This window comes from Caulobacter sp. GW822-FHT07D08 (genome assembly GCF_058798735.1).
In genome coordinates this window covers 707,922-730,867 of record NZ_JBXAKU010000001.1, presented here as the reverse complement: position 1 = coordinate 730,867, position 22,946 = coordinate 707,922, and the positions used below count along the sequence as shown (strand labels likewise).

The following is a 22,946-nucleotide window of genomic DNA, read 5'->3' as shown; positions in this document are numbered from 1 at the left end:
CAGAATGAACGTGGCGGCTTTACGCCCCCTGGCGACGCCTCACAAGCCCGAAGACTGACGTCGCGTCCCCTTGCGTTTGGCGGGTTTGGGCGGATCCGACGCTGTCATCGCCGCGACGCTCGACGGAATGGCTGGCGCGCCCGAAGGCGGCCAGGGCCCTGGCGCGTCGCGCAGGAAGGCCTCGGCGTCGCCCCAGACCTTGGCGGCCTGCCGGTCGACCAGCAGCAGGTGATAGCCCTTGGCGTAGTAGGCTGTCCGCGCGCCCGGCTTCAGGCGACCCACGGCCTCGACCGTCGGCTCGCGCGGGATGATGTGGTCGTTGGCGCCGTAGAACCACGCGACCGGGACATGGATGTCACCCGTCGACTTCCAGGCCCGCTCCATCAGCCCGACCAGGCCGTAGATGGTGTCGGACCGCGCGCCCCAGATCATCAGCGGGTCGCTACCCATGCGACGCAGCTCGTCGATATTGTCCGAGGCCATGACGTTGCGGACCAGCCAGTCCGGCGGCTTGACCACCCACTGGCCCAGCACATGGGCGCTGACCCACAGGCTCATTCGGTTGGGCAGCGGCTGGTTCGACCAGCCCCAGACGGCGGGGGCGAACAGCATCAGCTTGTCGACCGGCGGCGGATTGTCGGAAGCCATGGCGCTGATCGCCAGCGCGCCGCCCATGCTGACGCCGGCCAGGGCGAGCCTGGCGTTCGGATGACGCTCGCGCACCGCCGTGATCAGCGCCCGAACGTCGTCCAGCACCAGTTCGGTCGGCGCCCAGACGCCGCGCTCGGGCGAACGGCCAAAGCCCCGGACGTCCAGGGCGTAGGTCGCGATCCCCCTCCCCGCCCACCAGCCGGCCGCCAGGTGAAAGGCGTTCGAATAGTCATTCATGCCGTGCAGACCGACCACGACCCATTCCGGCTCCGTGGCGGGCAGCCAGCGCATCAGGCCCAACCTCGAACCGTCGAAGCTGACGAAGCCGTCCTCCGTGAACCGGGGGCCACGAAAGCCCAACGCCGCAAGCTCGGGCCGCTGCTTCAACGGCGCGCAGGCGCTCAGCACGGCGGCGGACGCGGTCAGGATCAAGGCGCGGCGGTTCATCGTCCCAGAATGTCCGCGACCCGTTGGCGAAGGAAAGGCACGACATCCGCCTCGAACCAGGGATTGCGCTTCAGCCAGGCGGTGTTGCGCCAGGACGGATGCGGCATCGGCAACAGGTTGGGCCCGAACTCGCGCCAGCGGGCGATGGTTTCGGTCATGGTCTTGCTGGTCCGGCCCGGCAACGCCCAGTTCTGGGCATAGCTGCCGACCAGCAGGGTCAGCTCGACGTTCGGCAGCCCCGCCAGCAACCGAGGCCGCCACATCGTCGCGCAGCGCGGCGGCGGCGGATAGTCGCCGCCCTTGGGATTGGTCCCCGGAAAGCAGAAGGCCATGGCGGCCACGCCGATCTCGGGCCGGCCGTAGAAAGTCTCGCGGTCGATCCCCATCCACTGGCGCAGGCGGTTGCCGGACGGATCATTGAACGGCAGGCCGGTCTCGTGGACCAACCGCCCCGGCGCCTGGCCGGCGATCAGGATGCGGGTCTCCTCGCGCACCCGCGTCACCGGCCGGGGAACATGCGGCAGGTAAGGTGCGCACGCCCGGCAGGCGGCGATGTCGGAGAGGATCTCGTCGAGCGGCATCAGCGAGGATTTAGGCGTGCGCCTCCGGATGCCAAGCGTGACTAGTCTTCGTCGCCCTCGATATCGTCCGGGACGGTATCCTCGAAGCTGGTCGGGTCGCCCTCAAGCCGCGTGCGGATGCGGTAGACGCCGCGGAATTTCTCCGGATTGACCGGCTTGTTGTGGCGCAGGATCACGACCTTGCCCTCGCGGGCCAGTTCGATGGCGTTGGTGCGCACGTGGCCCAGCAGCTGCTGCCAGCGCTCGGGCTGGATGGCCTTGGCGACGTTCATCGGGTCGATCGACTTGCCCTCGGGCAGCGCCGCCAGCTGGGACAGGATGGTGTCTTGGATCGGGGAGGTCATGAGCGCTCCCTTGCCATGGATTGTCAGCAGAGGCGAGAGCGTGGACAGGACTTGGCCGCTTGCGCCCAGCGACGCGCCCTTCTAACTGAACAACGATAAGAACACGCGGAGGGGATGCGTTATGGACGGCGGAAACGAAATCTCGAGCGGCCCGCGCCTCGTCGAGGCGGGCGACTGGGCCGGCTGGCGAACCTGGTCGGGTCTGGACCCGTTCGAGGACCAGTCTGGCCCCTTCTACTTCCGCGAAGACGACAACGGCCGCGTCACCACCGGCTTCCGCGCCGAGACCAAGCACATGAACGGCGGCGGCTTCATGCACGGCGGCTGCATGATGACCTTCGCCGACTTCTCCCTGTTCGCCATCGCCTGGAAGGAACTGGCCGACAGCCGCGCGGTGACGGTCAGCCTGAACGGCGAATTCATCGGCCCCGCCCGCCCCGGCGACCTGATCACCGGCGGGGGCGAGGTGATCAAGGCCGGCGGCTCGCTGCTGTTCATCCGCGGCCTGATCTCGACCGGGACCGGGCCGATGCTGAACTTCTCGGGCGTGGTGAAGAAGATCAGGGCGCGCTAGGCGGAGCCGAAAACCTCGTCCTTCGACAAGCTCAGGATGAGGTTTTCTACTGAACCGTCTCAACAGTCGTCCTCACCCTGAGCCCGTCGAAGGGCGAGGACGGCCGCACTAGACCTGCCCGCTAAACCCCCGCCTTCGCTGCAGGCCGCTCCATCATCGCCTTCAGCCAGCGGTTCACGTGGACCAGCTCCGCGTCGGGCCGGAAGCGGACCATGCGGGCGAAGTCGATGCCCGTGACCGCGAGGATGTCGGCGATGGTCAGGCGGTCGGCGGCGATGAACGCGCTGTCGGCCAGGCGGCGGTCGAAGACCTTTAGCGCCCGCTCGGCGGCCTTGCGGTTGGTCTCGGCGATCTCGGGCACCTGAGTCTCGATCGCGGCCAGGGCCGGATGACCGTGGCGCACGGCCATCATCAGCGGCGTCGACAGCAGCATCTCGGCCCGCCGGGTCCACATCTCGATCACCGCCGTCTCCAGCGGGTCGCGACCGAACAGGTTCGGCTCGGGATAGACGCTTTCCAGGTAGCGGCAGATCGCCACCGACTCGGTGATGGTGGTCGCCTCATCGATCTCCAGCGCCGGCACGTTAGGCAGGCCGGCCTTGGCCAGATAGTCGGGCTGGCGATGCTGGCCGCCGAAGATGTCGATGTCGACGATCTCGACGTCCTCGATCCCCTTCTCCGCCATGAACCAGCGGACCCGCCGAGGATTCGGCGCGCGACGGCTGTCGTAGAGCTTCAAAAGAAAATCCTCCCGGCTTTTGACCAGGAGGATGATCTCATTCCGCGACGGAACGGAAGCGCGTGATTTACAGCCCGAACAGCGCCCGGGGCATCAGGCCGATCAGCGAGCCGGTCAGGCAGGTGGCCAGGAAGCCGGCCATCATCGCCTTCCAGACCAGGCTCAGCACCTCGGCGCGGCGTTGCGGCACCAGCACCGAGAAGCCGGCCACGTTCATGCCGACCGAGCCGATATTGGCGAAACCGCACAGGGCGTAGGTCATGATCATGCGGGTGCGCTCGTCCAGCGTGGTGACGCCGATCTTGGCCATCTGGATGAAGGCGGTGAACTCGGTGAGGATCAGCTTGACGCCCAGCAGGCCGCCGGCCGTGCCGGCTTCCTTCCAGGGCACGCCCATCGACCAGGCCAGGGGCGAGAAGACCACGCCCAGCCCGCGCGCGATGCTCAGCGGCTGGCCGCCGATCGGCGGCATGGCGCCCAGGATCTTGTCGACCATGGTGGCCAGGGCCACGAAGACGATCAGGGTCGCGCCGACGTTCAGCGCGATCTGCAGGCCGTCGGTGGTGCCCTTCATCACCGCGTCGATCGAGGAGCCGTAGGTCTTGTCCTCGACCGAAAGATCCAGGTCGCCGCCCTTCTCCATCGGGTCGGACGGCACGATGATGCGGGCCAGCAGCACGCCGGCCGGGGCCGAGATGATCGAGGCGGTCAGCACGTGGGCGGCGGCGTTGGGCAGCACGCCGGCCAGGATGGTGGCGTAGGCGACCATGGTCGAGCCCGAGACGCAGGCCATGCCGACCGTGATCAGCATGAAGAGCTCAGAGCGCGACAGCTTGTCGAGATAGGCGCGGATGAAGATCGGGCCTTCGATCTGGCCCATGAAGATGGTCGCGGCGGTGGCCAGGGCCGGCGGGCCGCGCAGGCCCAGCGTCTTCTGGAAGAGGAAGCCGAAGCCCTGAGCCAGCCACTTCAGGATCTTCCAGTGCCACAGCAGCGCCGACAGGGCGCAGACCACCAGGATCACCGGCATGACACGGAAGGCGAAGATGAAGCCCGCGCCCGGATTGCTGACCGGATACGGCTGGTCGCCGCCGGCCAGGAAGCCGAACACGAAGGCGGTGCCGGCCTGAGTCGAGCTGGCCAGCCCTTCCACGGCGCCGTTGACGCCCTGCAGCAACTGGCGCGCCTGGGGCAGGCCGAACAGCACCACCACCAGCAACACCTGGACGACGAGGGCGGCGATCGCCAGAACCCACGGGAATCGCTTGCGATTCTCGGAAACGAGCCAGCAGAGGCCCAAAGTGAGCGCCAGACCCGCGAGGGCCTGAACGTTCTCGGGACGGAACATCAAGACGACAACCTTACAAAGAGGCGACGCCCCCGCGACGCCGATCAAGGGGCGAAGAATGACACCAAGTCAGCCGTCGCACGCAAGCGGCTTGCGTAAGGAATGGTTAAGGAAGGCTTCGATTGCCTAAGTCAGAGACCTCTTACCAACGATCGCCGTCATCCCGCGCCTTATGCACGGGATGACGATGTAGGTTTAAGCCATAACGTTCGTCCCGCCGCTCGCCGCCGTGCTGGTCGAGGACGAGGTCGTCATCGCCTTGTCCAGCTGAGCCAGCAGCTTCTGCATCAGGTCGGCGGCGACCGTGGAGCCCGACATCAGGCTGGACAGAGTCGAGGACGTGTCGGTCCCGGTCGACTTGCCCTGGTCGAGCAAGGCCGCGAACTCGTCGCCGCTCAGCGTCCCGTCGCCGTCCTGGTCGGCGGTCTTGATCAGGTCGGAGGCGGCGCTCGTGCCGCTCGTGCTGTCGCTGCTGTTGGCGGCGCCCAGTTCCTCGGCCGAGACCGTGCCGTCCTGGTTGGTGTCGAGGCTCTCGAACACCCCGCTCGAGCTCGACGCGCCGCTGGCCCCGCCGGACGGCGGCGGGCCGCCGTGATGCCCCTTCGGGCCGCGCGTCGCCTGGGCCGACGACTCGTTCGCGGCGGCCGTGGTGATCGCCGACGAGATCTCGGACGACGACAGCCCGCCGTCGCCATCGGTGTCCAGGGCCGACATGATGTCCGACGCCATCTTATCCTCGATCCCCTGCCCCTTCGCGCCCTCAGGGGCGTTGGCGGCCAGGGCCGAGGAGAGCTCGCTGGCGCTCATCTTGCCATCGCCGTCGGCGTCGCCGGCCTTCATCAGCGAGTTGGTCAGGTCGTCGACCGACTGGGTCGAGAGCAGCGACGACAGTGTGTCGCCGCTGAAATGTTCACCCGGTCCGCCGCCCCCGCGCATCGGCGGCGGGCCCTGTTGGCCTTCCGCCCCCTGCACATTTTGCCCGATGGACTGGAATTCGGTCAGCGAAAGCTGCCCATCGCCGTCGGCGTCCGCCGTCTTGAAGGCCGACTGCTGCAGTTGGCGAAGCTGGGCCAGACTCGTCGATGAGCCAGCGCTGGTTATGGTCATAGTGCTCACCCTCTGTTGGGAGGTCGCCTGCGTGGGCGAGCCCCTTCCATCGCGCCGAGCGTCGACGCCCAAGGGATCACGCGAAAAACATTCCAGTTTTCAGCATGTTGCGGTTAAGACATGAGGCATTTCGCGGGCAAGGTTAACGCTGCACGGCCGCCGCGAAACACGCCCCTCCAGCTCGCGCGGAGCGCGCGCTACCGGCCAGTTAGTTCGCGGACCAGGGCCGTGCGGTCGTAGACCTTGCGCAGCGCCTCGAGGATGGCCGCCGACGACACCGACACTGTCCGGTTCCGGGTTCCATCGTAGCCATACGCGCCGCCCAGCGAATGGATGTTGCCGTCGAAGGCCATGCCGACCAGCCGCCCCTTGGCGTCCAGGACCGGCGAGCCGGAATTGCCGCCGATGATGTCGTTGGTGCTGACGAAATCGAACACCGTGTCGAGCTTCAGGTCGTCCTTGGCGCCCAGCCAGCGCGGGGCGGCGGCGAACGGTTCGGCGCCGGTGACGCGGTCGTAGAAGCCGGCGAAGGTGGTGACGGCCGGAACCGCCCGCCCCTGCTCGCGCCAGCCCGCGACCTGGCCGTAGGACAGGCGCAGCGAGAACGTGGCGTCCGGATAGACCGCCTCGCCCAGCACGGCGAACCGGACCCGGGCGATCTTCTCCGCGGCCTTGTCTACGGGCCCCGCGACCTCGGCCTCGTAGGCGGTGCGGGCCGCGCGCGCCAGCGGATCGACGCGGCGGACGAACTGGATCAGCGGGTCGTCCGAAGCCTCGACCGCGTCCAGTCCGCCCTTCCACAGGGCGTCGCGCACCTCGGGATCGCCGAGCCGGCTTTCGGCCAGGCGTTCGGCGATGGCCTCGGGGCTTTCCTGGCCCAGCAGGGCCCGGACCTGCGGCGCGTCGACGGTCAGGACCTCGCGGGTCTTGAGCAGCCAGTGCTCCAGATAGACCCGCTCCAGCACCGGATCGACCGGCGGCAGGTCGGCCAGCTTGCGCTCGATCATCGGCAGGCGGGTGTCGGCGTATTCCGGCAGCCGCGCGGCGTTGGGCTTGGTCCGCTCCCGCGCCGCCCGGACCAGCAGGCGGGCATAGTAGTAGAGATCCGAACCGCCGCCCGCCCCGCTCTCCAGCATCCGCCAGGCCGGATAGAGCTCGGCCGCCTGGGCTTGAGCGGCGGCGATCTGGTCCCAGGCCGCGCCGGTCTCCGCCGCCAGCTTCGGATCGGCGGCCACCTTGGCGCGCAAGGCGTCCTCGACCGCGCGCTTGGCGGCCATGAAGGCCTTGTCGTTGAGCGCGGCCTGCTTGCCCAGCCCCGCCTTGTAGCCGTTCTCGACCCAGGCCAGGCCCTGCGTCGCGGCGCGGGCTTCGCCCTGTTGCCGCAGTTGGAGCAGGCGGCCGCGCAGCTCGGCCCGCTGCAGCTGCTGCATCGGCAGGACGAGGTCGCGCTGGGTCTCCAGCTGGGAAACCGTCAGTTGCCGGTCGGTCGCGCCGGGATTGCCGATCACGAAAGTCGGCTCGCCCTCGACCGGGGCGCTGGTCCGCAAGCCGAGAAAGCCCGGCGTCGCGGCCGGCTGGCCGTCGGCATAAAGCCGCACGAACGCCGCATCGAGCGCGTAGCGGGGGAAGTTGTAGTTGTCGGGGTCGCCGCCGAATGCGGCCGAGGCCCTTTCCGGCGCGAAGACCAGCCGCACGTCGTCGTAGCGCCGGTACTTGTAGACCTTGTACTGGCCGCCCCGGAAGAAGCCGATCGCCTGGCAGCGCAGGGTCTGGTCCTGGCCGCAGGCGGCCAGTTCGGCCAGCGCCAGCGCGCCCTCGCGGGCCTGGACGAAGTCGCGGCCGACCCTGCCCTCCGCCGCCGCCCGCACCTGGTCGGTCACGTCGGTGATGGTCAGCAGCACCTCGGCCTGCAGGCCGGCGCACTTGCGTTCGTCCTCGCGCCCATCGGTCAGGAAGCCGTCCTGGACGTAGTCGCTCCCGCCGTCCGACAGCGCCTGGGCGCAGTCGGCGAGGCAGTGGGCGTTGGTGGCGACCAGGCCCTCGGGGCTGACGATCCCCCCCGAGCAGCCGTTGGTCAGCCGCACCGCCGCGGCCTGGGCGGCGTCCAGCCAGGCCTGGTCCAGGGAGACGCCATAGGCCTGGCGGATCGCCTCGACCGGGATGTTGTCGAAGGTCCACATCCCCTCGTCCGCCCGCGCCGGCGCCGTCGCGGCCAGGGCGAAGGCCACCACGCTGAACTGAGCGGACGCTGTGCGAAGAACCGTCATGGGCCCGTGGATCGTTGCACTCCGTTCGCCGCTTAGCGCCGGCGCCGAGGACTAGCCAGCCTCCTTCCGCGCACCTGTCTAATATTTCATGCCTGCAACGCCGCCTTACCCCGATTTAACTTGGCCGCTCAACGATCGCCGTTCATTGCTGCAACCATCGGTTTGGGGGAGCATGGTTTCGAATGTCGTTGGCCTTGGCCACACTTCTCTATGAGTGGCGTCGTTACATGGCGGCCGTGGTCGCTCTAGCTTTTTCGGGCCTTCTCGTCCTGGCCCAGGTCGGCATGTTCGTCGGCATCGGCAAGGGCTTCACCGCCCAGATCGACCGCGCCCGCGCCGACGTCATGGTGCTGGGCCCTGGCGCCAAGGCGCTGTTCGGCGGCCCCTCGGGCCTGCCGCGCCGCATGATCCCGCTGGTCTACAGCCATCCCGAAGTCACCCAGGTGGCCCCGCTGGACGGCTCCGGCGGCCGCTTCCAGAATATCCTGAGCCCCGAGCAGCAGGCCAAGGAAGAGGCCCGCGCCAAGAAGGCCGGCAAGGGCAAAGGCAAGGGCGCTGGCAGCTCGGCCCGCAAGAGCGAGTTCGTCAACGTCACGGTGATCGACGCGATCCCCGGCTACGTGACCGTGCCCACCGACTACACCCAGTCGATGATCGAGGCCCTGCGCCGCCCCTACGCCGTGGCGGTGGACGAGACGGCCCTCAAGCGCCTGGGCGTCAAGAAGGGCGACAAGGCCCTCTACAATGGCAAGACCATCAACATCGCCGTCGTCACCCGCGGCTATCCCAACATCATCCAGCCGACGCTGGTCATGTCGCGCGACACCCTGCGGATGCTGGGCGAGGCCGACACCGGCCAGCGCGTCGGCCCGCTGATGGTCGAGATCCAGGATCCCGCGCGCGCCGAGATCGTCGCGGCCCAGCTGAACAAGAAGGCCGACGGCAAGTTCCGCGCCTGGACCCGCCAGGAGCTGGCCGACGCCAATTCCGGCGCCATGCTGGACGACCAGATCATCGGCATCATGCTGGGCTTCTCGGCCTTCCTGGGCCTGCTGATCGGCGTGGCCATCACCTGGCAGACCCTGCGCGGGGCGATCATGGCCAACATCAAGGAGTTCGCCTCCCTGCGCGCCCTGGGCGTGTCGATGGGCGACCTGCGCAACATCGTCATGGAGCTCAGCTTCTGGGTCGGTTGCGTCGGCGTGCTGGCCGCGGGCCTGTTGACCTGGCTGGTCTCGCTGCTGGCCGTGGCCGGCGGCGTGCCGATGTACTTCCCGCCGACGCTGGTGATCATCGTCGCCGTGTTCCTGATCATCATCGCCATGCTCTCCGGCTTCCTGTCGCTGGGCATCCTCAAGAACAGCCAGCCGGCGGACCTGCTGCGATGAGCAACGATCACAGCCACAAGCGCGGCCAGAGCGCGCTCACCGCCAAGGGCCTGGTCAAGCGCTTCAAGACCGGCCGGACCTTCATCGAGGTGCTCAAGGGCGTGGACTTCGACGCCAAGCACGGCGACGTGACCATGGTCATGGGCCCCTCGGGCTCGGGCAAGTCGACCCTGGTCGCCGCCCTCTCGGGCCTCTTGATGCCCGACGAGGGCAAGGTCTCGGCGCTGGATGCCAAGGACCTGTGGGCCCTGCCGAAAGGCAAGATCGACAAGTTCCGCCTCGACCACTGCGGCTTCATCTTCCAGGGCTTCAACCTGTTCCCGGCCCTCACCGCCAAGCAGCAGGTGATGACCGTCCTGAAGTACCAGGACGTCGGCCCCGGCGAGGCCGCGCGCCGCGCCCAGGCGGCGCTGGAGTCGGTGGGCCTGGGCCCGCGCGTCAACCAGCGCCCCTCGGAACTGTCGGGCGGCGAGAAGCAGCGCGTGGCCATCGCCCGCGCCCTGGCCAAGAACCCGAACCTGATCTTCGCGGACGAACCGACCTCGGCCCTCGACGGCAAGAGCGGCGAGATCGTGATCAAGCTGCTGCGCGCGGCCGCCACCGAGCGCGGCGCGGCGGTGATCTGCGTGACCCACGACCCGCGGCTCGAGGCCTATGCCGACCGCGTCATCCACATCGAAGACGGCCGGATCCTGGACGACGTGCGTAGAACGCCCGACGCCAATCCCGCGTCGCTCAGCCACTGATTTCCTGGGGGAACCTTAGAATGCCCGCGTTTCTGCGCCGACCCGCCTTCTGGATCGCCATCATCGTCGTCGTGCTGCTCGGCGGCGGCTTCTTCTACATGAAGGGCCAGGCGGCCGAGAAGAAGAAGAAGCTCGAAGCCGCCGCCGCCCAGGAGGAGCCCTCCCCCTACGCGGCCATCGCCCAAGGCAAGGCCGACGTCGAGGGCGGTGTGATCCAGGTGGCCGCGCGCCGCCAGGGCATCGTCCGCGACGTCTATGTTCAGGAAGGCGACCAGGTCGTCGCCGGCCAGCCCCTGGCCAAGCAGGAAGACGACGAGCCGCGCCTGGCCGCCCAGACGGCCACGGCCAGCCTGGCCTCGGCCCGCGCCCAGCTGGCGCTCTACCAGGTGCAGCTGCGCACGGCCCAGCGTGAGTACAAGCGCCTGCAAGGCCTGGCCGCCTCGAACTACGTCGCCGCCCAGAAGCTCGACGCCGCTCAGGACGCGATCTCGCAGGCCAACGCCAATATCGGCGCCCAGTCAGCCGCGATCCAGGTCGCCGGCGCCCAACTCAGCCAGTCGAAGTACCAGCAGGAGCTGACGGTGATCCGCGCGCCGGCCGACGGTCGCATCGCCCGCCGCTACGCCAATCCGGGCGCCGGCGCCTCGACCCTGAACGTCACCTCGATGTTCGACCTCGAGCCCAACACCCCGCGCATCGTCCGCGCCGAGATCGTCGAGGCCGACATCCCCAACGTGACCCCCGGCCAGGAAGTCGAGATCCAGCCGGAAGGCGATCCCGACAAGACCTATGTCGGCAAGGTCCTGCGCACCGCCCGCGTGTTCGGCGCCCGCAAGCTGGCCTCGGACGACCCCAGCCAGCGCAGCGACGAACGCGTCGTCGAGGTCGTGGTCAGCGCCGACAGCGCCCCCTTCCTGGTCGGCCAGCGCGTGCTGGTGAAGTTCATGAAGCCCGGCCAGAAGGCTGGCATCAAGCGCGACAAACCGACCCAGCCGGTGGCCGGCGGGATGACAAAGAAGAAGGCGTAGGACGGGGAATAGGTGAGCGGCCCAAAGTAAGGATTCCCTCTCCAACAGAGAGGGTTTCCAAAAGGGTCCTTGAGCCGTGCTCCGGCGCGCTTCGAGGTCCGGCCACGCCCCCTGCGGAACGTTCGCCGGTCTAGAAGTAGCCGGCGTTCTCCAAATCCTGGGCCAGGCTCGGGCCGGTCGGCGTCCAACCCAAGGTCTCGCGCGTCCAGGCGGCCGAGGTCGCCGCGTCCATGCCGGCGAACATGGCGAACCAGCCGAAATGCTCGCTAGGGCGGCTTTCGACGGGAAGGGACAGACCCTTCCCGATCGCGGCGGCGATGTCTTTGAACAGGACGGCCTCCTCGGCGACGGCGTGATAGCGCTCGCCGCCCGCGCCGCGCTCGATGGCCAGGCGGTAGAGGCGGGCGGCGTCCGAACGATGGACGGCCGACCACCGGTTGTCGCCCTCGCCGATATAGGCCGCCACGCCCTTCTCGCGGGCCAGGCCAATCAGCATCGGCACGAAGCCGTGATCACCCGCGCCATGGGTCGTCGGCGCGAGGCGAACGACCGAGGCGCGAACACCCTTCGCGACCAGATCATCGGCGCCGCTTTCCGACATGCGTGGCGACGGGCCCGACGGCCGGTCCGCCTCGGTCGCGACTCGGCCGTGCGCCAGCATGGCCGTGCCCGAGGTCACCAGGATCGGCTTGGTCGTGCCTTCCAGCGCTCCGCCTAGGATCTCGATGGCGCGGCGGTCCTGCCGAGCGTTCTCGGCGAACTTCGAAAAGTCATGGTTGAAGGCGGTGTGGATGACGCCGTCGCAGGCGGCCGCGCTCCGGGCCAGGACGTCGTGGTCGTCGAGCGTGCCGCGCACGACCTCCGCCCCGGCCGCTTCCAGTTGGTCCGCGCCGGCGTCGGAGCGCGACAAACCCAGCACCCGATGCCTGTGGGTGATCAGCTCTTGGACGACGGCCGAGCCGACGAATCCGGTGGCGCCGGCGACGAAAACACGCATGGGAGAGACCTCGGAGGATTTCACTTCGGCCAGACTGCGCGCTAAGCTCATACTGTTAAAGTAGTGAGCTTATACAGGTATAAGGCCTAACAGGATGAACGCGCCCCTCCTCGGTGAAAACAAGCTCGGCGCCTATCTGCGTGATCGCCGGGCCCGGCTGGACGCCGCCGCCCTGGGCTTTTCCAGTCCGCGCCGCCGCACGCCGGGCCTGCGCCGCGAGGAGGTCGCCCAGCGCGCCCACATCAGCGCCACCTGGTACACCTGGCTTGAACAGGGTCGAGGCGGAGGTCCGTCGGCCGACGTGCTGGACCGCATCGCCCGCGCCCTGATGTTGACCGAAGTCGAACGCGAGCATCTGTTCCTGTTGGGCCTGGGTCGACCGCCAGAGGTCCGCTACCGCGAGGCCGAAGGCGTGTCGCCGCGCCTGCAGCGGGTGCTCGACGCGCTGGATCCCAGCCCGGCCATGATCAAGACCCTGACCTGGGATGTCGTCGCCTGGAACCGGGCCGCCACCGTGGTGCTGGCCAACTACGGCGATCTGCCCGTCGAGGAGCGCAACATCCTGCGGCGGATCTTCTGCGATCCGCGGGCCCGGGCGATCAACGAGGAATGGGAGCACGTGGCCCGCTTCGTGGTCGCCGCCTTCCGCGCCGATGTCGCGCGCGCCGGGGCGGGGGCCGAGACCTCGGTCAACGCCCTGGTCGATGAGCTCAGCCGGCGCAGTCCCGACTTCGCGGCCATGTGGGCGGAAAACGACGTCCGCTACTACGGCGACGGGATCAAGCATCTGCGCCATCCGGCCCTGGGCCAGATCGCTTTCGAATATTCCGCCTTCGCGATCGACGGGCGGCCGGACCTGGGGATGATCGTCTACAATCCGGCGACGCCGGAAGAGTTCGAGCGGGTGCGGGCGCTGGTGGAAGCGAGTTGAGCTGAATCCAATCCTCCGGGCGTCGCCCGGGCGCTCCGCTTCCCTTCCCTGCATTCAGCGGCCAGCCGCGTGAAGTCGAACGCGCGTGCGCCTCATACAGGAGGATCGCTCCCCTTGACGCCCCCTCTCCCGCGCCGCACAACACGGCCAAACCAAACATGCGTTTGAGGGAGACTTGGGCATGGCGGACATCCGCTTCGACGGCAAGGTGGCGATCGTGACGGGCGCCGGCGGCGGCCTTGGCCGGCAGCACGCCCTGGAGCTGGCGCGGCGCGGCGCCAAGGTCGTGGTCAACGACCTGGGCGGCAGCGTCGACGGCTCGGGCGGCTCGTCCGAGGCGGCCCAGAAGGTGGTCGCGGAGATCGAGGCGTTCGGCGGCGAGGCCATCGCCCACGGCGCCTCGGTGACGGATGACGCGGGCGTGGCGAACATGGTCCAGACGGCCATGGATAAGTGGGGCCGCATCGACATCCTGGTCGCCAACGCCGGCATCCTGCGCGACAAGACCCTGACCAAGATGGACCTGGCCGACTTCGAGCTGGTCATGCAGGTGCACGTGTTCGGCACCTTCAAGCCGATCAAGGCGGTCTGGGACATCATGAAGGCCCAGAACTACGGCCGCATCGTCGTGACGACCTCGTCGTCGGGCATGTACGGCAACTTCGGCCAGAGCAACTACGGCGCGGCCAAGATGGCGGTGCTGGGCCTGATGAACACCCTCAAGCTCGAGGGCGCCAAGAACGACGTGAAGATCAACGCCATCAGCCCGGTCGCGGCCACCCGCATGACCGAGGGCCTGATGCCGCCGGAAGTGCTGGCCAAGCTGGCGCCGGAATATGTCACGCCGGGCGTCGTCTACCTGTGCTCGGAAGAAGCGCCCACCGGCGCGATCCTGACCGCCGGCGCCGGCGCCTTCGCCCTGTCGCGCATCTACGAGACCGAAGGCGTCTATCTGGGCGAGGACGGCCTGTCGGCCGAGGAAGTCCGCGACAACTGGGACAAGATCACCGCCGAGGACGGCCAGAAGGCCTACTTCAACGGCGGCGAACAGGGCCAGAAGTTCTTCCGCAAGATGGCTGGCGGCTAAATTGGCATAAGCATTGCCGCTTTCTCGCCAAGTCACGGCGCGACTTTTTGACATAACGACGATTGATACGGGGCCTTCGCGGCCCCGTATCTTTGTCAAAACTGACAAAATTCATGTTCTGGACAATTTATAGCAACGGTATTTGAACAGATGCGTTAAACGCGGCGCTCCTCGAGCGCCCAACAAGCGTTCGGCGAGCCTCTTCCTCCCCAAGAAGGTCGCACGTCAAAATGTCTCTCTCGCGTACCAGCCTCGCCGCCGGCGTCGCTCTGCTGGCGCTCGCCGCCGCGTCCCAGGCCTCCGCTTCGGCCTTCTACCTCCAGGAACAATCGGTGCGCGGCACCGGCCGCGCCTATTCCGGTGAAGTCGCCGACAAGGGCGTCGGCAGCCTGTGGTGGAACCCCGCCTCGATCGCCGGCATCCAGCGCAACGAAGGCTATATCGGCCTGAACATGATCCAGGTGGACTCCAAGGTCACCAACAGCGGTTCGACCATCACCCGTCCGGTTCCGCCGGCCGGTCTGACCACCCCGATCGGCGGCGCCAACACGGCCTATGACCCGATCAACGATGGCATCGTGCCGAACGCGGGCGCCGCGTTCCGCATCAACGACAAGCTGGCGTTCGGCGTCTCGGTCGCCGCGCCCTACAACTTCACCACCGAGTACAACGCCGACAGCTGGACGCGCTACGACGCCCTGAAGTCGCAGCTGCGCACGGTCAATGTCGACGGCGTCGTCGCCTATCGCGTCAACGACATGATCGACCTGGGCGTGGGCGTCACCGCGCTCTACGCCGACGCCAAGCTGACCAACGCCCTGCCGAACATCTCGCCGCTGCAGGCCGATGGTTCGCAATCGCTGAAGGGCGACGGCTGGGCCTACGGCTACACGGTCGGCGCGCAGATCCATCCGAGCAAGGCCCTGACCATCGGCGCCAGCTATCGCTCCAAGATCGACCAGAAGCTGGACGGCACGGTCACCGTCGGCGGCCTGCTGGCCCCGATCCCCGCCGCCAACAACTTCTCGGTCGACGGCCAGGCCAAGATCACCCTGCCCTGGATCGCCAATGTCGGCGCCCGCTGGGCGGTGAACGACCAGTGGACCCTGAACGCCTCGGTCAGCCGCGTCGGCTGGAAAGAGTTCGACGCCATCCGCGTCAGCTTCCCGGGCGGCGGCTCGACCAGCGTCCAGAACTACAAGAACGTCACCACCTACGCCGCCGGCGTCGATTATCAGGCCTCTCCGCGCCTGACCCTGCGGGCCGGCGTCCAGTACGATCCGACCCCGACCCCGGACGTCGGCCGCACCGCCCGCGTGCCGGACGGCGACCGCATGATGTACGCCGCCGGCGCCACCTGGGCCGCGACCGACAACATCAAGCTGGACGCCGCGATCAGCTACATCAGCTTCGATGACAGCAAGATCAACCGCACCGACGTGACCGCGACCAGCTCGACCGTCCGCCTGAACGGCGACGTCACCGGCTCGGCCGTCGTCCTGGCGACGGGCGCCCGCTTCAGCTTCTAAGGCTGACGCACCGCTGAAAAGACAAGCCCGCCCGGATCGCTCCGGGCGGGCTTTTTCATGCATTGAAAACTGTCATCCCGGCCAAGCGCAAAGCGCGCCGAGCCGGGACCGCCGAAAGCGCCGAAAGCGCCGAGCCTATTGCGGTCCGGGGTCTTCACCCGGGATGACAACGAACTAGTTGCTGACCATTCCCCACAGCGTTTCCGCCGCCGCGACGAACACCTCGGCCGCCTGGCCCTTGGGCTCGGAGATCACCGCCGGAACGCCCTCGTCTCCGCCCAGGCGGACGGCGATCTCGATCGGCACACGGCCCAGCAGGGGCACGCCCAGGCGCTCGGCCTCGGCCACGCCGCCGCCCTCGCCGAAGATCGGGATCGGCGCACCGGTCGAGGGATCGGGGAAGAACGCCATGTTCTCGATCAGGCCCAGGATCGGGGTGGCGGTCTTCTGGAACATCGAGGCCGCGCGGCGGGCGTCGATCAGGGCGATTTCCTGCGGCGTCGTGACCAGCACCACGCCGTCGATCCGCAGCTTCTGGACCAGGGTCAGCTGGACGTCGCCGGTGCCCGGCGGCAGGTCGACGACCAGCACGTCCAGCGGCTGGGCTTCCGAGCCCCAGGCCACGTCGTGGATCATCTGGCGGACGGCCGAAGAGGCCATCGGCCCGCGCCAGATCATCGCCTTGCCCTCGTCGACGATGAAGCCGATCGACATCAGCTTGACGCCGTGGGCTTCCAGCGGCTGCAGCTTCTCGTTCTCGAACAGCGGATCCCCATCGACGCCCATCATCTTGGGGGCGGAAGGGCCGTAGATGTCGGCGTCCAGCAGCCCCACGCGCAGGCCCATCCTGGCGAAGGCGACGGCGAGATTGGTCGAGACGGTGGACTTGCCCACCCCGCCCTTGCCCGAGGCCACGGCGATCACGTGGCGGACGTGGGCGGGCTTCTCGGCCTCCGGCGGCGGGACCACGCGAGCCTGCGGGTCTTCGCTGATCTTGGCGCCCTTGCGCACCCGGGTCGCGCCCTCGGCGGCCTGGGCGGTCAGGACGACCTGGGCCTGCTCCACGCCCGGCAGGGCGGCCAGGGCCTTCTCGGCGGCCTCGCGGACCGGGGCGTAGGCGGCGGCCTGGCTGGCCGGGACCTCCAGCATGAAGCCGGCGCGGCCGTTGCGGACCACCAGGCCCTGCACCAGGCCGGCGGCGACCAGCCCCTGCCCGCTCGCCGGGTCGGCGATGCGGTCCAGCGCCACGCGAGCGTCGTCGAGGGTAGCGGTCACGGGCGGGGCCTCCGGTTGCGAGGACCTGATATCCGCGCGACCGCCCGCCTTTACAAGTGCGTAGCGCCGCGTAACGCGTGACGTCGCGCCCGAGCGCTAGGCGGCCATCTCCTCGACCGACGCCTTCAGCAGGTCCAGCACGTGGTGCAGGCTGTCGGCGATGTGCACGCACTTGTCGTGCATCTCCTCGTTCGGATCGAGGATATCGGGAACCATGATCGTCATCATGCCGGCCGCGTGGGCGGCGCGGACGCCCGGGTGGCTGTCCTCCAGCGCCAGGCAGTGGGCCGGATCGACGCCGAGGCGCTCGGCGGCCAGCAGATAAGGATCCGGGTTCGGCTTGTGCCGGGTGACGTCCTGGTGGGCGACCACCGCGTTGAAGCGGCGCAGCAGGTCGAAGCGCCCCAGATATTTTTCGACCGCGATCATGCCGTTCGAGGTGGCGATGCCGCGCGGCAGGCCCCGGTCGTCCAGATAGTCGAGGATTTCGATCACCCCGGCCTTCAGCCTGGTTTCGGCCGCCAGCAGGTCCTCGACATCGGCCCAGACCCGCTCAAAATAGGCCTGGACCGGAAATTCATCGCCATAGAGGTCGCGCAGCATGAGGCCGCACTCGGGCGTCGTCTTGCCCACCATCGCCGCGTAGGTCTCGCCGGTGAAGTGGACATCAAAGACGGATCCGGCCTCGATCATGGCGGCGCGGTAGACGATCTCGGTGTCCAGCAGCAGGCCGTCCATGTCGAAGACGACGGCCTCCACGCGACGGGGAAAGCTCACTGATGGAACTCCTCGGTCCTGTAGCCCTGGAAGTAGAGCAAGGTGGTCAGGTCGGTATGGTCGACCTTGGCGTCCGCCTGGGCCGCCACGATCGGCTTGGCGCGATAGGCCACGCCCAGGCCCGCGGCCTCGATCATCGCCAGGTCGTTGGCGCCGTCGCCCACGGCCAGGGCGTCGGCCGGGGTCAGGCCCAACGCCGCCGTTTCCTCGTTGAGAGCGGCCAGCTTGGCTTCCTTGCCCAGGATCGGGTCGCCGACGTGGCCGGTCAGCGCGCCGTCCAGCTCGATCAAGGTGTTGGCGCGGTTCAGGTGGAAGCCCGCGGCCTTCGCCACCCGGCTGGTAAAGAAGGTGAAGCCGCCCGAGACCAGGGCGCAGCGCGCGCCGTGCTTGGCCATGGTGCGGACCAGGATCTCCGCGCCCGGGTTCAGCCGGACCCGCTGCTCGTAGCAGCTCTGCAGCGCCTCGACGCCCAGGCCCTTCAGCATGCCGACCCGCTCGCGCAGGGCGCCTTCGAAGGCCAGCTCGCCGCGCATGGCGCGCTCGGTGATCTCGGAGACCTGTTCCTTGACGCCGGCGAAGTCGGCCAGCTCGTCCAGGCACTCGACGTTGATGATCGTCGAGTCCATGTCGGCGATCAGCAGGCGCTTCCTGCGATTGGCGACAGACTGGACCGCGAGGTCGACCGGCAGGTCCGCCAGGTCGGCCTTGAGCGACGGTAAGTCGCCGCTTTCGACGAAGAAGTCGGCGGCCAGCGGCCCCAAGTCCTCGCGACGGCTGGACAGCCTGGCTTCGACGCGCGACACGGCTTGTGCGTATGCGTCGGGGTCGGCCCCCACGACGGTGAGGACGGTCGGAATGGTGGAGAGTTCGGACATCGCGCCCCGCATCTGGCTGATCGCGGGCCCGACCGCAAGCGGCAAGTCCGCCCACGCGCTGCAATTGGCCGAGTGGACGGGCGCGGAGATCGTCAACGCCGACTCCATGCAGATCTATGCCGGCCTGCGCGTCCTGACCGCCGGCCCATCTCCCGAAGAGCAGGCCAAGGCGCCGCATCACCTGTTCGAAGTGGCCGACGCCGCCGTCGGCTGGTCGGTCGGTCGATGGCTGGAGGCGGCGACCAAGGTCATCGCCGAGATCGAGGCGCGCGGCAGTCCGGTCATCGTGGTCGGCGGCACAGGCCTCTATTTCCGCGCCCTGACCCATGGCCTGGCCGACGTGCCGCCGGTGTCCGAAACCCAGCGCGAGATCTCGGGCCTGCTCTACGCCGCTCGAGGCGAGGAAGCGTTTCGCGAGATCCTGAAACCTCTAGACCCGGAGGCCGAGGCCCGCATCGAGATCGGCGACCGCCAGCGCCTGGTCCGCGCCCACGCCGTGGCCGTGGCCACCGGCAAGTCGCTGACCTCCTGGCAGACCGACACCAAGCCGGCGCTCAAGCCGGGTACATGGGAAGGCCGAGTCCTCGATCCGCCGCGCGCCGAGCTCTACGCCCGCTGCGATGCGCGCCTGTCGGTGATGGTCGAGCAAGGCGCCCTGGATGAGGTGCGGACCATGGAGGCGCGCGGTCTGGATCCCTCCCTCCCCGCCCTCAAGGCCGTCGGCTATCGCGAATTCGCCGCCCACCTGCGGGGCGAGACCACGCTGGAACAGGCCCTCGACGCCGCCCGCCAGGAAACCCGCCGCTACGCCAAGCGCCAGCTGACCTGGTTCCGCAACCAGACGCCGGACTGGGAGCGGATCAGCGTTCCTTGACGGTGGCGCCCGTTCCCACGAGTTGCGGCTTGACCGCCAGCCTGTAGTCCTCGTCGAACAACTGGTCCTTAGTGCGATCAAGGGCGGCGATCGCGCGGCCTTCGGCCGCCTCGACCGGCTTGGCGGATACTTCGCAGGCCGCGCCGGCGGGCAGATCGGCCTGCCCGCGCTCACTGGCCATCAGCGGCTTGGTCATGGCCTCGGTGCAACCCAGCAGGCCGCTGATCGAATAGAAGCAGATGTCCCGCTGCAGATAGGCCTCGACCGTCCAGGCGCAGGGAATGGCCGACACAGTCACGCCCTCCGGGGTCGCCGGAACCGCGCCGGGCTTGGCCACGGTGCGCAGGAAGATCTGTTGATGCACCACCACCGCTTCGGTCCGCCCCGCCTTGGCCAGCAAGAGCTGCCGCGCCTTCTGGGACACGGGCGCCAGCCGTTGCAGCTGAGGCGGCTGGGGATCGGCCGGCGCGGTCGCGGCGGGCGGGGTGGCGGCTTGCAGGAACACGAACGGCCTCCAGGTTGAGCTTGGCCATGCAGAGCATGTTCGCTCAATCTTGGCGAGAGCCGTTGTTCGCGCGTGTTTGCAGGCTCGCCGGTTGCCCCTATGGAGGGGCGTCAGCACGAAGGAAACCGGATGTCCGACCTCCACGCCCTCGCCGAACGCGTCGCCGCCAGCCTGATCGCCCGGGGCGAGACGATCGCCATCGCCGAGTCCTCGGCCGGCGGCCTGATCTCGGCGGCGCTGCTGGCCGTGCCGGGGGCGTCGAAGTTCTATGTCGGCGGCGCGGTCGTCTACACGGCCCGCGCGCGCCTGACCCTGATGGACATCCCGCAGAAGGCCATGGACGGCCTGCGCTCGGCCAGCGAGCCCTATGCGGTGATGCTGGCCCGCGTGGCCCGCAAAAACCTGAAGGCGACCTGGGCCCTGTCGGAAACCGGCGCGGCCGGCCCTGACGGCAACCGTTATGGCGACGCGCCCGGCCACTGCTGCATGGCCGTGGTCGGCGAGGAGGTCTCGGTCAGCACGACGCTCGAGACCGGCAGCGACCAGCGCGCCGCCAACATGCACGCCTTCGCGACCGGCGCGCTCGGCTTCCTGGCCCAGACCCTGGACGCGCTGGAAGCCTAGAACCGTATCCGCGGGAAAGCGTCGACCACGCGCGTCGCCGCGCCGGCTACAAATTCACGCCGTCCGAACGCCGACGCGCCCCCTCGTTCCAGAACCGGGACCGTGCGAGGGAAAACCTGCCCCTCTCAAGCGAAGGTCCGGCAAGGTCGCGCCACCCCTAAAGGCACAACCTTGCGGCAAAGAGCGCCTTGACGCTCCAACGGGCGCATGTCATGACCCATTCCGTAGCTTTGGAGCAAGACTCGTGCGCAAAACCATGACCGTACTTATGGAGCGGCCGTTCGCGGGGTGACCTTGAAGTCACGTCGTAGCTCGGTCGCGCGCGCAAAGGTCCTTCGGGACCTTTTTTCTTTTCCGCTTCCTTCCAGTTCAGTTTCCCGCCCATTCCCCACTCGGACCTGTCCCATGACCGCCCATCAAACCATCGAGAGCGCCGCTCCCGCCCAGACCAACGACCGCGCCATGACCGGCGCCGAGATCGTGGTTCGCGGCCTCGTGGACCAGGGCGTCGAGGTTCTCTTCGGCTATCCGGGCGGCGCGGTCCTGCCGATCTATGACGCGCTGTTCCACGAGCCGCGCCTGCAGCACATCCTGGTCCGCCATGAGCAAGGCGCGACCCACGCCGCCGAGGGCTACGCGCGCAGCTCGGGCAAGCCGGGCGTCGTCCTGGTCACCTCGGGCCCCGGCGCGACCAACGCCATCACCGGCATCATGGACGCCCTGATGGACTCGATCCCGATGGTCGTCATCACCGGCCAGGTGCCCACCCACCTGATCGGCACCGACGCCTTCCAGGAAGCCGACACGGTCGGCATGACGCGCTCGTGCACCAAGCACAACTACCTGGTCAAAGACGTCCGCGACCTGCCCAAGATCATCCACGAGGCCTTCAAGATCGCCACCACCGGCCGCCCGGGCCCGGTGCTGATCGACATTCCCAAGGACGTGCAGTTCGCCAAGGGCGAATATTACGGCCCGACCGAGATCGCCTCGACCCACGCCTATGCGCCGAAGATCAAGGGCGACGCCAATCGCATCGCCGACGCCGCCCGGATGATCGCCCAGGCGCGCCGCCCGATCTTCTACACCGGCGGCGGCGTCATCAACGCCGGTCCCAAGGCCAGCCAGGCCCTGCGCGAGTTCGCGGCCCTGACCGGCGCGCCGGTCACCTCGACCCTGATGGGCCTGGGCGCCTTCCCGGCGGCCGATCCGGCCTGGCTGGGCATGCTGGGCATGCACGGCACGTTCGAGGCCAATAACGCCATGCACGACTGCGACGTGATGATCTGCGTCGGCGCCCGCTTCGACGACCGCGTCACCGGCCGGCTGGACGCCTTCTCGCCGGGCAGCAAGAAGATCCACATCGATATCGACGCCTCGTCGATCAACAAGAACGTCCGCGTCGACCTGCCGATCGTCGGCGACGCCGGCAGCGTCCTGGAAGACCTGATCGTCGCCTGGAAGGCCGGCGGCCATAAGGCCAACAAGGCCGCCTTGAGCGATTGGTGGGCCCAGATCGACGTCTGGCGGGCGCGCCAGTGCCTGAACTACCGAGGCTCCGAGACGGCGATCAAGCCGCAGTACGCCATCGAGCGGCTGTATGCGCTGACCAAGGACAAGGACGTCTATATCACCACCGAGGTCGGCCAGCATCAGATGTGGGCCGCCCAGTTCTTCCGCTTCGAGGAGCCCAATCGCTGGATGACCTCCGGGGGCCTGGGCACCATGGGCTACGGCCTGCCCGCCGCCATCGGCGTCCAGTTGGCCCATCCGGGTTCGCTAGTCATCGACATCGCCGGCGAAGCCTCGATCCAGATGTGCATCCAGGAACTGTCGACGGCCATCCAGTTCGACCTGCCGGTCAAGATCTTCATCCTGAACAACGAGCGGATGGGCATGGTGCGCCAATGGCAGCAACTGCTGCACGGCGAGCGCTACAGCCACTCCTATTCCGACAGCCTGCCCGACTTCGTGAAACTGGCCGAGGCCTATGGCGCGGTCGGCATCCGTTGCGACAATCCCGGCGACCTGGACGCCAAGATCCAGGAGATGATCGCCTGCGACCGGCCAGTGATCTTCGAATGCCTGGTCGAGAAGGACGAGAACTGCCTGCCGATGATCCCCTCGGGCAAGGCCCACAACGAGATGATCATGGGCGACATCGAAGACATTGGCAACGTGATCGGCGAGGATGGCGCGGGGTTGGTCTAAGCCCCTCGCCCTTCCCTATTCATTTGGCATAGAAGCGATCC

General features: G+C 68.2%; 23 protein-coding genes and 1 pseudogene. 12 read left to right on the top strand and 12 right to left on the bottom strand.

Translation table 11 applies throughout. The annotated features are described in order from the left end of the window. Window positions 1–39: 39 nt before the first annotated feature. The 3 genes from AC1RJ9_RS03280 to AC1RJ9_RS03270 are packed head-to-tail and all read right to left on the bottom strand — an operon-like array spanning window position 40 to window position 2,023. Window positions 40–1,098, bottom strand: a complete 1,059-nt coding sequence (locus AC1RJ9_RS03280; RefSeq protein WP_492834758.1) for an alpha/beta hydrolase — start codon at window positions 1,096–1,098, stop codon at window positions 40–42. Next, window positions 1,095–1,679, bottom strand: coding sequence for a uracil-DNA glycosylase family protein (locus AC1RJ9_RS03275; protein WP_492834760.1), 585 nt, complete (start codon window positions 1,677–1,679; stop codon window positions 1,095–1,097). Before AC1RJ9_RS03275 ends, AC1RJ9_RS03280 begins: the two co-directional genes overlap by 4 nt. A gap of 41 nt (window positions 1,680–1,720) precedes the next feature. Next, window positions 1,721–2,023 carry a DUF3253 domain-containing protein gene (locus AC1RJ9_RS03270; RefSeq protein WP_492834762.1) on the bottom strand — a complete coding sequence of 101 codons (303 nt, stop codon included), beginning with the start codon at window positions 2,021–2,023 and terminating at the stop codon, window positions 1,721–1,723. 121 nt (window positions 2,024–2,144) lie between these two features. On the opposite strand from AC1RJ9_RS03270, the gene AC1RJ9_RS03265 reads away from it, so the two are divergent. After that, complete coding sequence (locus tag AC1RJ9_RS03265; RefSeq protein ID WP_492834764.1) at window positions 2,145–2,597, top strand: PaaI family thioesterase; 453 nt, start codon at window positions 2,145–2,147, stop codon at window positions 2,595–2,597. An 8-nt stretch (window positions 2,598–2,605) separates the two neighbouring features. Then, window positions 2,606–2,700: pseudogene (locus AC1RJ9_RS03260) on the top strand (hypothetical protein); the annotation flags it as partial. An 18-nt stretch (window positions 2,701–2,718) separates the two neighbouring features. Here AC1RJ9_RS03260 and AC1RJ9_RS03255 read toward each other — a convergent pair. From AC1RJ9_RS03255 to AC1RJ9_RS03240, 4 genes are all read right to left on the bottom strand, one after another. Then, window positions 2,719–3,336: a glutathione S-transferase family protein gene (locus tag AC1RJ9_RS03255; protein WP_099579836.1), complete on the bottom strand. Its 618-nt coding sequence runs from the start codon at window positions 3,334–3,336 to the stop codon at window positions 2,719–2,721. 67 nt (window positions 3,337–3,403) lie between these two features. Then, the gene (locus AC1RJ9_RS03250) at window positions 3,404–4,684 is read right to left on the bottom strand and encodes a NupC/NupG family nucleoside CNT transporter (RefSeq protein WP_492834767.1); all 1,281 of its coding nucleotides are present in this window, start codon (window positions 4,682–4,684) and stop codon (window positions 3,404–3,406) included. A gap of 195 nt (window positions 4,685–4,879) precedes the next feature. After that, on the bottom strand, window positions 4,880–5,791 hold the full coding sequence (locus AC1RJ9_RS03245; RefSeq protein ID WP_492834769.1) for an EF-hand domain-containing protein: 912 nt from the start codon (window positions 5,789–5,791) through the stop codon (window positions 4,880–4,882). A gap of 197 nt (window positions 5,792–5,988) precedes the next feature. After that, complete coding sequence (locus AC1RJ9_RS03240; protein ID WP_492834770.1) at window positions 5,989–8,058, bottom strand: S46 family peptidase; 2,070 nt, start codon at window positions 8,056–8,058, stop codon at window positions 5,989–5,991. Between the two features lie 182 nt (window positions 8,059–8,240). Between AC1RJ9_RS03240 and AC1RJ9_RS03235 the strand changes: the two genes are divergently transcribed. Genes AC1RJ9_RS03235 through AC1RJ9_RS03225 form a run of 3 tightly spaced genes read left to right on the top strand, consistent with a single transcriptional unit; the run spans window position 8,241 to window position 11,220 of the window. Beyond that, window positions 8,241–9,446 carry an ABC transporter permease gene (locus AC1RJ9_RS03235; RefSeq protein WP_492834772.1) on the top strand — a complete coding sequence of 402 codons (1,206 nt, stop codon included), beginning with the start codon at window positions 8,241–8,243 and terminating at the stop codon, window positions 9,444–9,446. Further along, window positions 9,443–10,192, top strand: a complete 750-nt coding sequence (locus tag AC1RJ9_RS03230; RefSeq protein WP_492834774.1) for an ABC transporter ATP-binding protein — start codon at window positions 9,443–9,445, stop codon at window positions 10,190–10,192. The genes AC1RJ9_RS03235 and AC1RJ9_RS03230 overlap by 4 nt, the downstream gene beginning before the upstream one ends. Window positions 10,193–10,212: 20 nt before the next feature. Continuing rightward, on the top strand, window positions 10,213–11,220 hold the full coding sequence (locus AC1RJ9_RS03225) for an HlyD family secretion protein (protein WP_492834776.1): 1,008 nt from the start codon (window positions 10,213–10,215) through the stop codon (window positions 11,218–11,220). A gap of 130 nt (window positions 11,221–11,350) precedes the next feature. Here the strand turns inward: AC1RJ9_RS03225 and AC1RJ9_RS03220 are convergent, their stop codons facing one another. Further along, window positions 11,351–12,217: an SDR family oxidoreductase gene (locus AC1RJ9_RS03220; RefSeq protein WP_492834778.1), complete on the bottom strand. Its 867-nt coding sequence runs from the start codon at window positions 12,215–12,217 to the stop codon at window positions 11,351–11,353. Between the two features lie 94 nt (window positions 12,218–12,311). Between AC1RJ9_RS03220 and AC1RJ9_RS03215 the strand changes: the two genes are divergently transcribed. The 3 genes from AC1RJ9_RS03215 (at window position 12,312) to AC1RJ9_RS03205 (ending at window position 15,764) form a co-directional block, all read left to right on the top strand. Then, complete coding sequence (locus AC1RJ9_RS03215) at window positions 12,312–13,148, top strand: helix-turn-helix transcriptional regulator (RefSeq protein WP_492834780.1); 837 nt, start codon at window positions 12,312–12,314, stop codon at window positions 13,146–13,148. A gap of 181 nt (window positions 13,149–13,329) precedes the next feature. Next, window positions 13,330–14,235: an SDR family NAD(P)-dependent oxidoreductase gene (locus AC1RJ9_RS03210; RefSeq protein ID WP_492834782.1), complete on the top strand. Its 906-nt coding sequence runs from the start codon at window positions 13,330–13,332 to the stop codon at window positions 14,233–14,235. Window positions 14,236–14,465: 230 nt separating this feature from the next. Next, window positions 14,466–15,764, top strand: a complete 1,299-nt coding sequence (locus AC1RJ9_RS03205; protein WP_492834784.1) for an outer membrane protein transport protein — start codon at window positions 14,466–14,468, stop codon at window positions 15,762–15,764. A 174-nt stretch (window positions 15,765–15,938) separates the two neighbouring features. Here the strand turns inward: AC1RJ9_RS03205 and AC1RJ9_RS03200 are convergent, their stop codons facing one another. The 3 genes from AC1RJ9_RS03200 to serB form a co-directional block, all read right to left on the bottom strand. Then, window positions 15,939–17,039 (bottom strand): Mrp/NBP35 family ATP-binding protein, encoded by a 1,101-nt coding sequence (locus AC1RJ9_RS03200; protein WP_492834786.1) that lies wholly within the window; start codon window positions 17,037–17,039, stop codon window positions 15,939–15,941. Between the two features lie 96 nt (window positions 17,040–17,135). After that, window positions 17,136–17,816: an HAD family hydrolase gene (locus tag AC1RJ9_RS03195; protein WP_492834788.1), complete on the bottom strand. Its 681-nt coding sequence runs from the start codon at window positions 17,814–17,816 to the stop codon at window positions 17,136–17,138. Then, on the bottom strand, window positions 17,813–18,691 hold the full coding sequence (serB, locus tag AC1RJ9_RS03190) for a phosphoserine phosphatase SerB (protein WP_492834790.1): 879 nt from the start codon (window positions 18,689–18,691) through the stop codon (window positions 17,813–17,815). The genes AC1RJ9_RS03195 and serB overlap by 4 nt, the downstream gene beginning before the upstream one ends. Between serB and miaA the strand changes: the two genes are divergently transcribed. Further along, entirely contained in the window at window positions 18,672–19,565 is an 894-nt protein-coding gene (gene miaA, locus AC1RJ9_RS03185) for a tRNA (adenosine(37)-N6)-dimethylallyltransferase MiaA (RefSeq protein WP_492834792.1), read from the top strand. The two genes, serB and miaA, sit on opposite strands and share 20 nt — an antisense overlap. Here miaA and AC1RJ9_RS03180 read toward each other — a convergent pair. Continuing rightward, complete coding sequence (locus AC1RJ9_RS03180; RefSeq protein WP_492834794.1) at window positions 19,552–20,070, bottom strand: hypothetical protein; 519 nt, start codon at window positions 20,068–20,070, stop codon at window positions 19,552–19,554. The genes miaA and AC1RJ9_RS03180 overlap by 14 nt on opposite strands. A gap of 129 nt (window positions 20,071–20,199) precedes the next feature. Here AC1RJ9_RS03180 and AC1RJ9_RS03175 point away from each other — a divergent pair, with 129 nt between their 5' ends. From AC1RJ9_RS03175 to AC1RJ9_RS03165, 3 genes are all read left to right on the top strand, one after another. Then, window positions 20,200–20,694 carry a CinA family protein gene (locus AC1RJ9_RS03175; protein ID WP_492834796.1) on the top strand — a complete coding sequence of 165 codons (495 nt, stop codon included), beginning with the start codon at window positions 20,200–20,202 and terminating at the stop codon, window positions 20,692–20,694. A 244-nt stretch (window positions 20,695–20,938) separates the two neighbouring features. Next, window positions 20,939–20,986 (top strand): hypothetical protein, encoded by a 48-nt coding sequence (locus tag AC1RJ9_RS03170; RefSeq protein WP_175582080.1) that lies wholly within the window; start codon window positions 20,939–20,941, stop codon window positions 20,984–20,986. Between the two features lie 113 nt (window positions 20,987–21,099). Next, on the top strand, window positions 21,100–22,905 hold the full coding sequence (locus AC1RJ9_RS03165) for an acetolactate synthase 3 large subunit (protein ID WP_492834798.1): 1,806 nt from the start codon (window positions 21,100–21,102) through the stop codon (window positions 22,903–22,905). The last annotated feature ends 41 nt before the right edge of the window (window positions 22,906–22,946 follow it).

Excerpts from the sequence above, each read along its gene's own strand:
- AC1RJ9_RS03280 (WP_492834758.1), bottom strand. The coding sequence starts at position 1,098 with ATGAACCGCCGCGCCTTGATCCTGACCGCGTCCGCCGCCGTGCTGAGC.
- AC1RJ9_RS03275 (WP_492834760.1), bottom strand. The coding sequence starts at position 1,679 with ATGCCGCTCGACGAGATCCTCTCCGACATCGCCGCCTGCCGGGCGTGC.
- AC1RJ9_RS03270 (WP_492834762.1), bottom strand. The coding sequence starts at position 2,023 with ATGACCTCCCCGATCCAAGACACCATCCTGTCCCAGCTGGCGGCGCTG.
- AC1RJ9_RS03265 (WP_492834764.1), top strand. The coding sequence starts at position 2,145 with ATGGACGGCGGAAACGAAATCTCGAGCGGCCCGCGCCTCGTCGAGGCG.
- AC1RJ9_RS03250 (WP_492834767.1), bottom strand. The coding sequence starts at position 4,684 with ATGTTCCGTCCCGAGAACGTTCAGGCCCTCGCGGGTCTGGCGCTCACT.
- AC1RJ9_RS03245 (WP_492834769.1), bottom strand. The coding sequence starts at position 5,791 with ATGACCATAACCAGCGCTGGCTCATCGACGAGTCTGGCCCAGCTTCGC.
- AC1RJ9_RS03240 (WP_492834770.1), bottom strand. The coding sequence starts at position 8,058 with ATGACGGTTCTTCGCACAGCGTCCGCTCAGTTCAGCGTGGTGGCCTTC.
- AC1RJ9_RS03235 (WP_492834772.1), top strand. The coding sequence starts at position 8,241 with ATGTCGTTGGCCTTGGCCACACTTCTCTATGAGTGGCGTCGTTACATG.
- AC1RJ9_RS03230 (WP_492834774.1), top strand. The coding sequence starts at position 9,443 with ATGAGCAACGATCACAGCCACAAGCGCGGCCAGAGCGCGCTCACCGCC.
- AC1RJ9_RS03225 (WP_492834776.1), top strand. The coding sequence starts at position 10,213 with ATGCCCGCGTTTCTGCGCCGACCCGCCTTCTGGATCGCCATCATCGTC.
- AC1RJ9_RS03220 (WP_492834778.1), bottom strand. The coding sequence starts at position 12,217 with ATGCGTGTTTTCGTCGCCGGCGCCACCGGATTCGTCGGCTCGGCCGTC.
- AC1RJ9_RS03215 (WP_492834780.1), top strand. The coding sequence starts at position 12,312 with ATGAACGCGCCCCTCCTCGGTGAAAACAAGCTCGGCGCCTATCTGCGT.
- AC1RJ9_RS03210 (WP_492834782.1), top strand. The coding sequence starts at position 13,330 with ATGGCGGACATCCGCTTCGACGGCAAGGTGGCGATCGTGACGGGCGCC.
- AC1RJ9_RS03205 (WP_492834784.1), top strand. The coding sequence starts at position 14,466 with ATGTCTCTCTCGCGTACCAGCCTCGCCGCCGGCGTCGCTCTGCTGGCG.
- miaA (WP_492834792.1), top strand. The coding sequence starts at position 18,672 with ATGGTGGAGAGTTCGGACATCGCGCCCCGCATCTGGCTGATCGCGGGC.
- serB (WP_492834790.1), bottom strand. The coding sequence starts at position 18,691 with ATGTCCGAACTCTCCACCATTCCGACCGTCCTCACCGTCGTGGGGGCC.
- AC1RJ9_RS03175 (WP_492834796.1), top strand. The coding sequence starts at position 20,200 with ATGTCCGACCTCCACGCCCTCGCCGAACGCGTCGCCGCCAGCCTGATC.
- AC1RJ9_RS03165 (WP_492834798.1), top strand. The coding sequence starts at position 21,100 with ATGACCGCCCATCAAACCATCGAGAGCGCCGCTCCCGCCCAGACCAAC.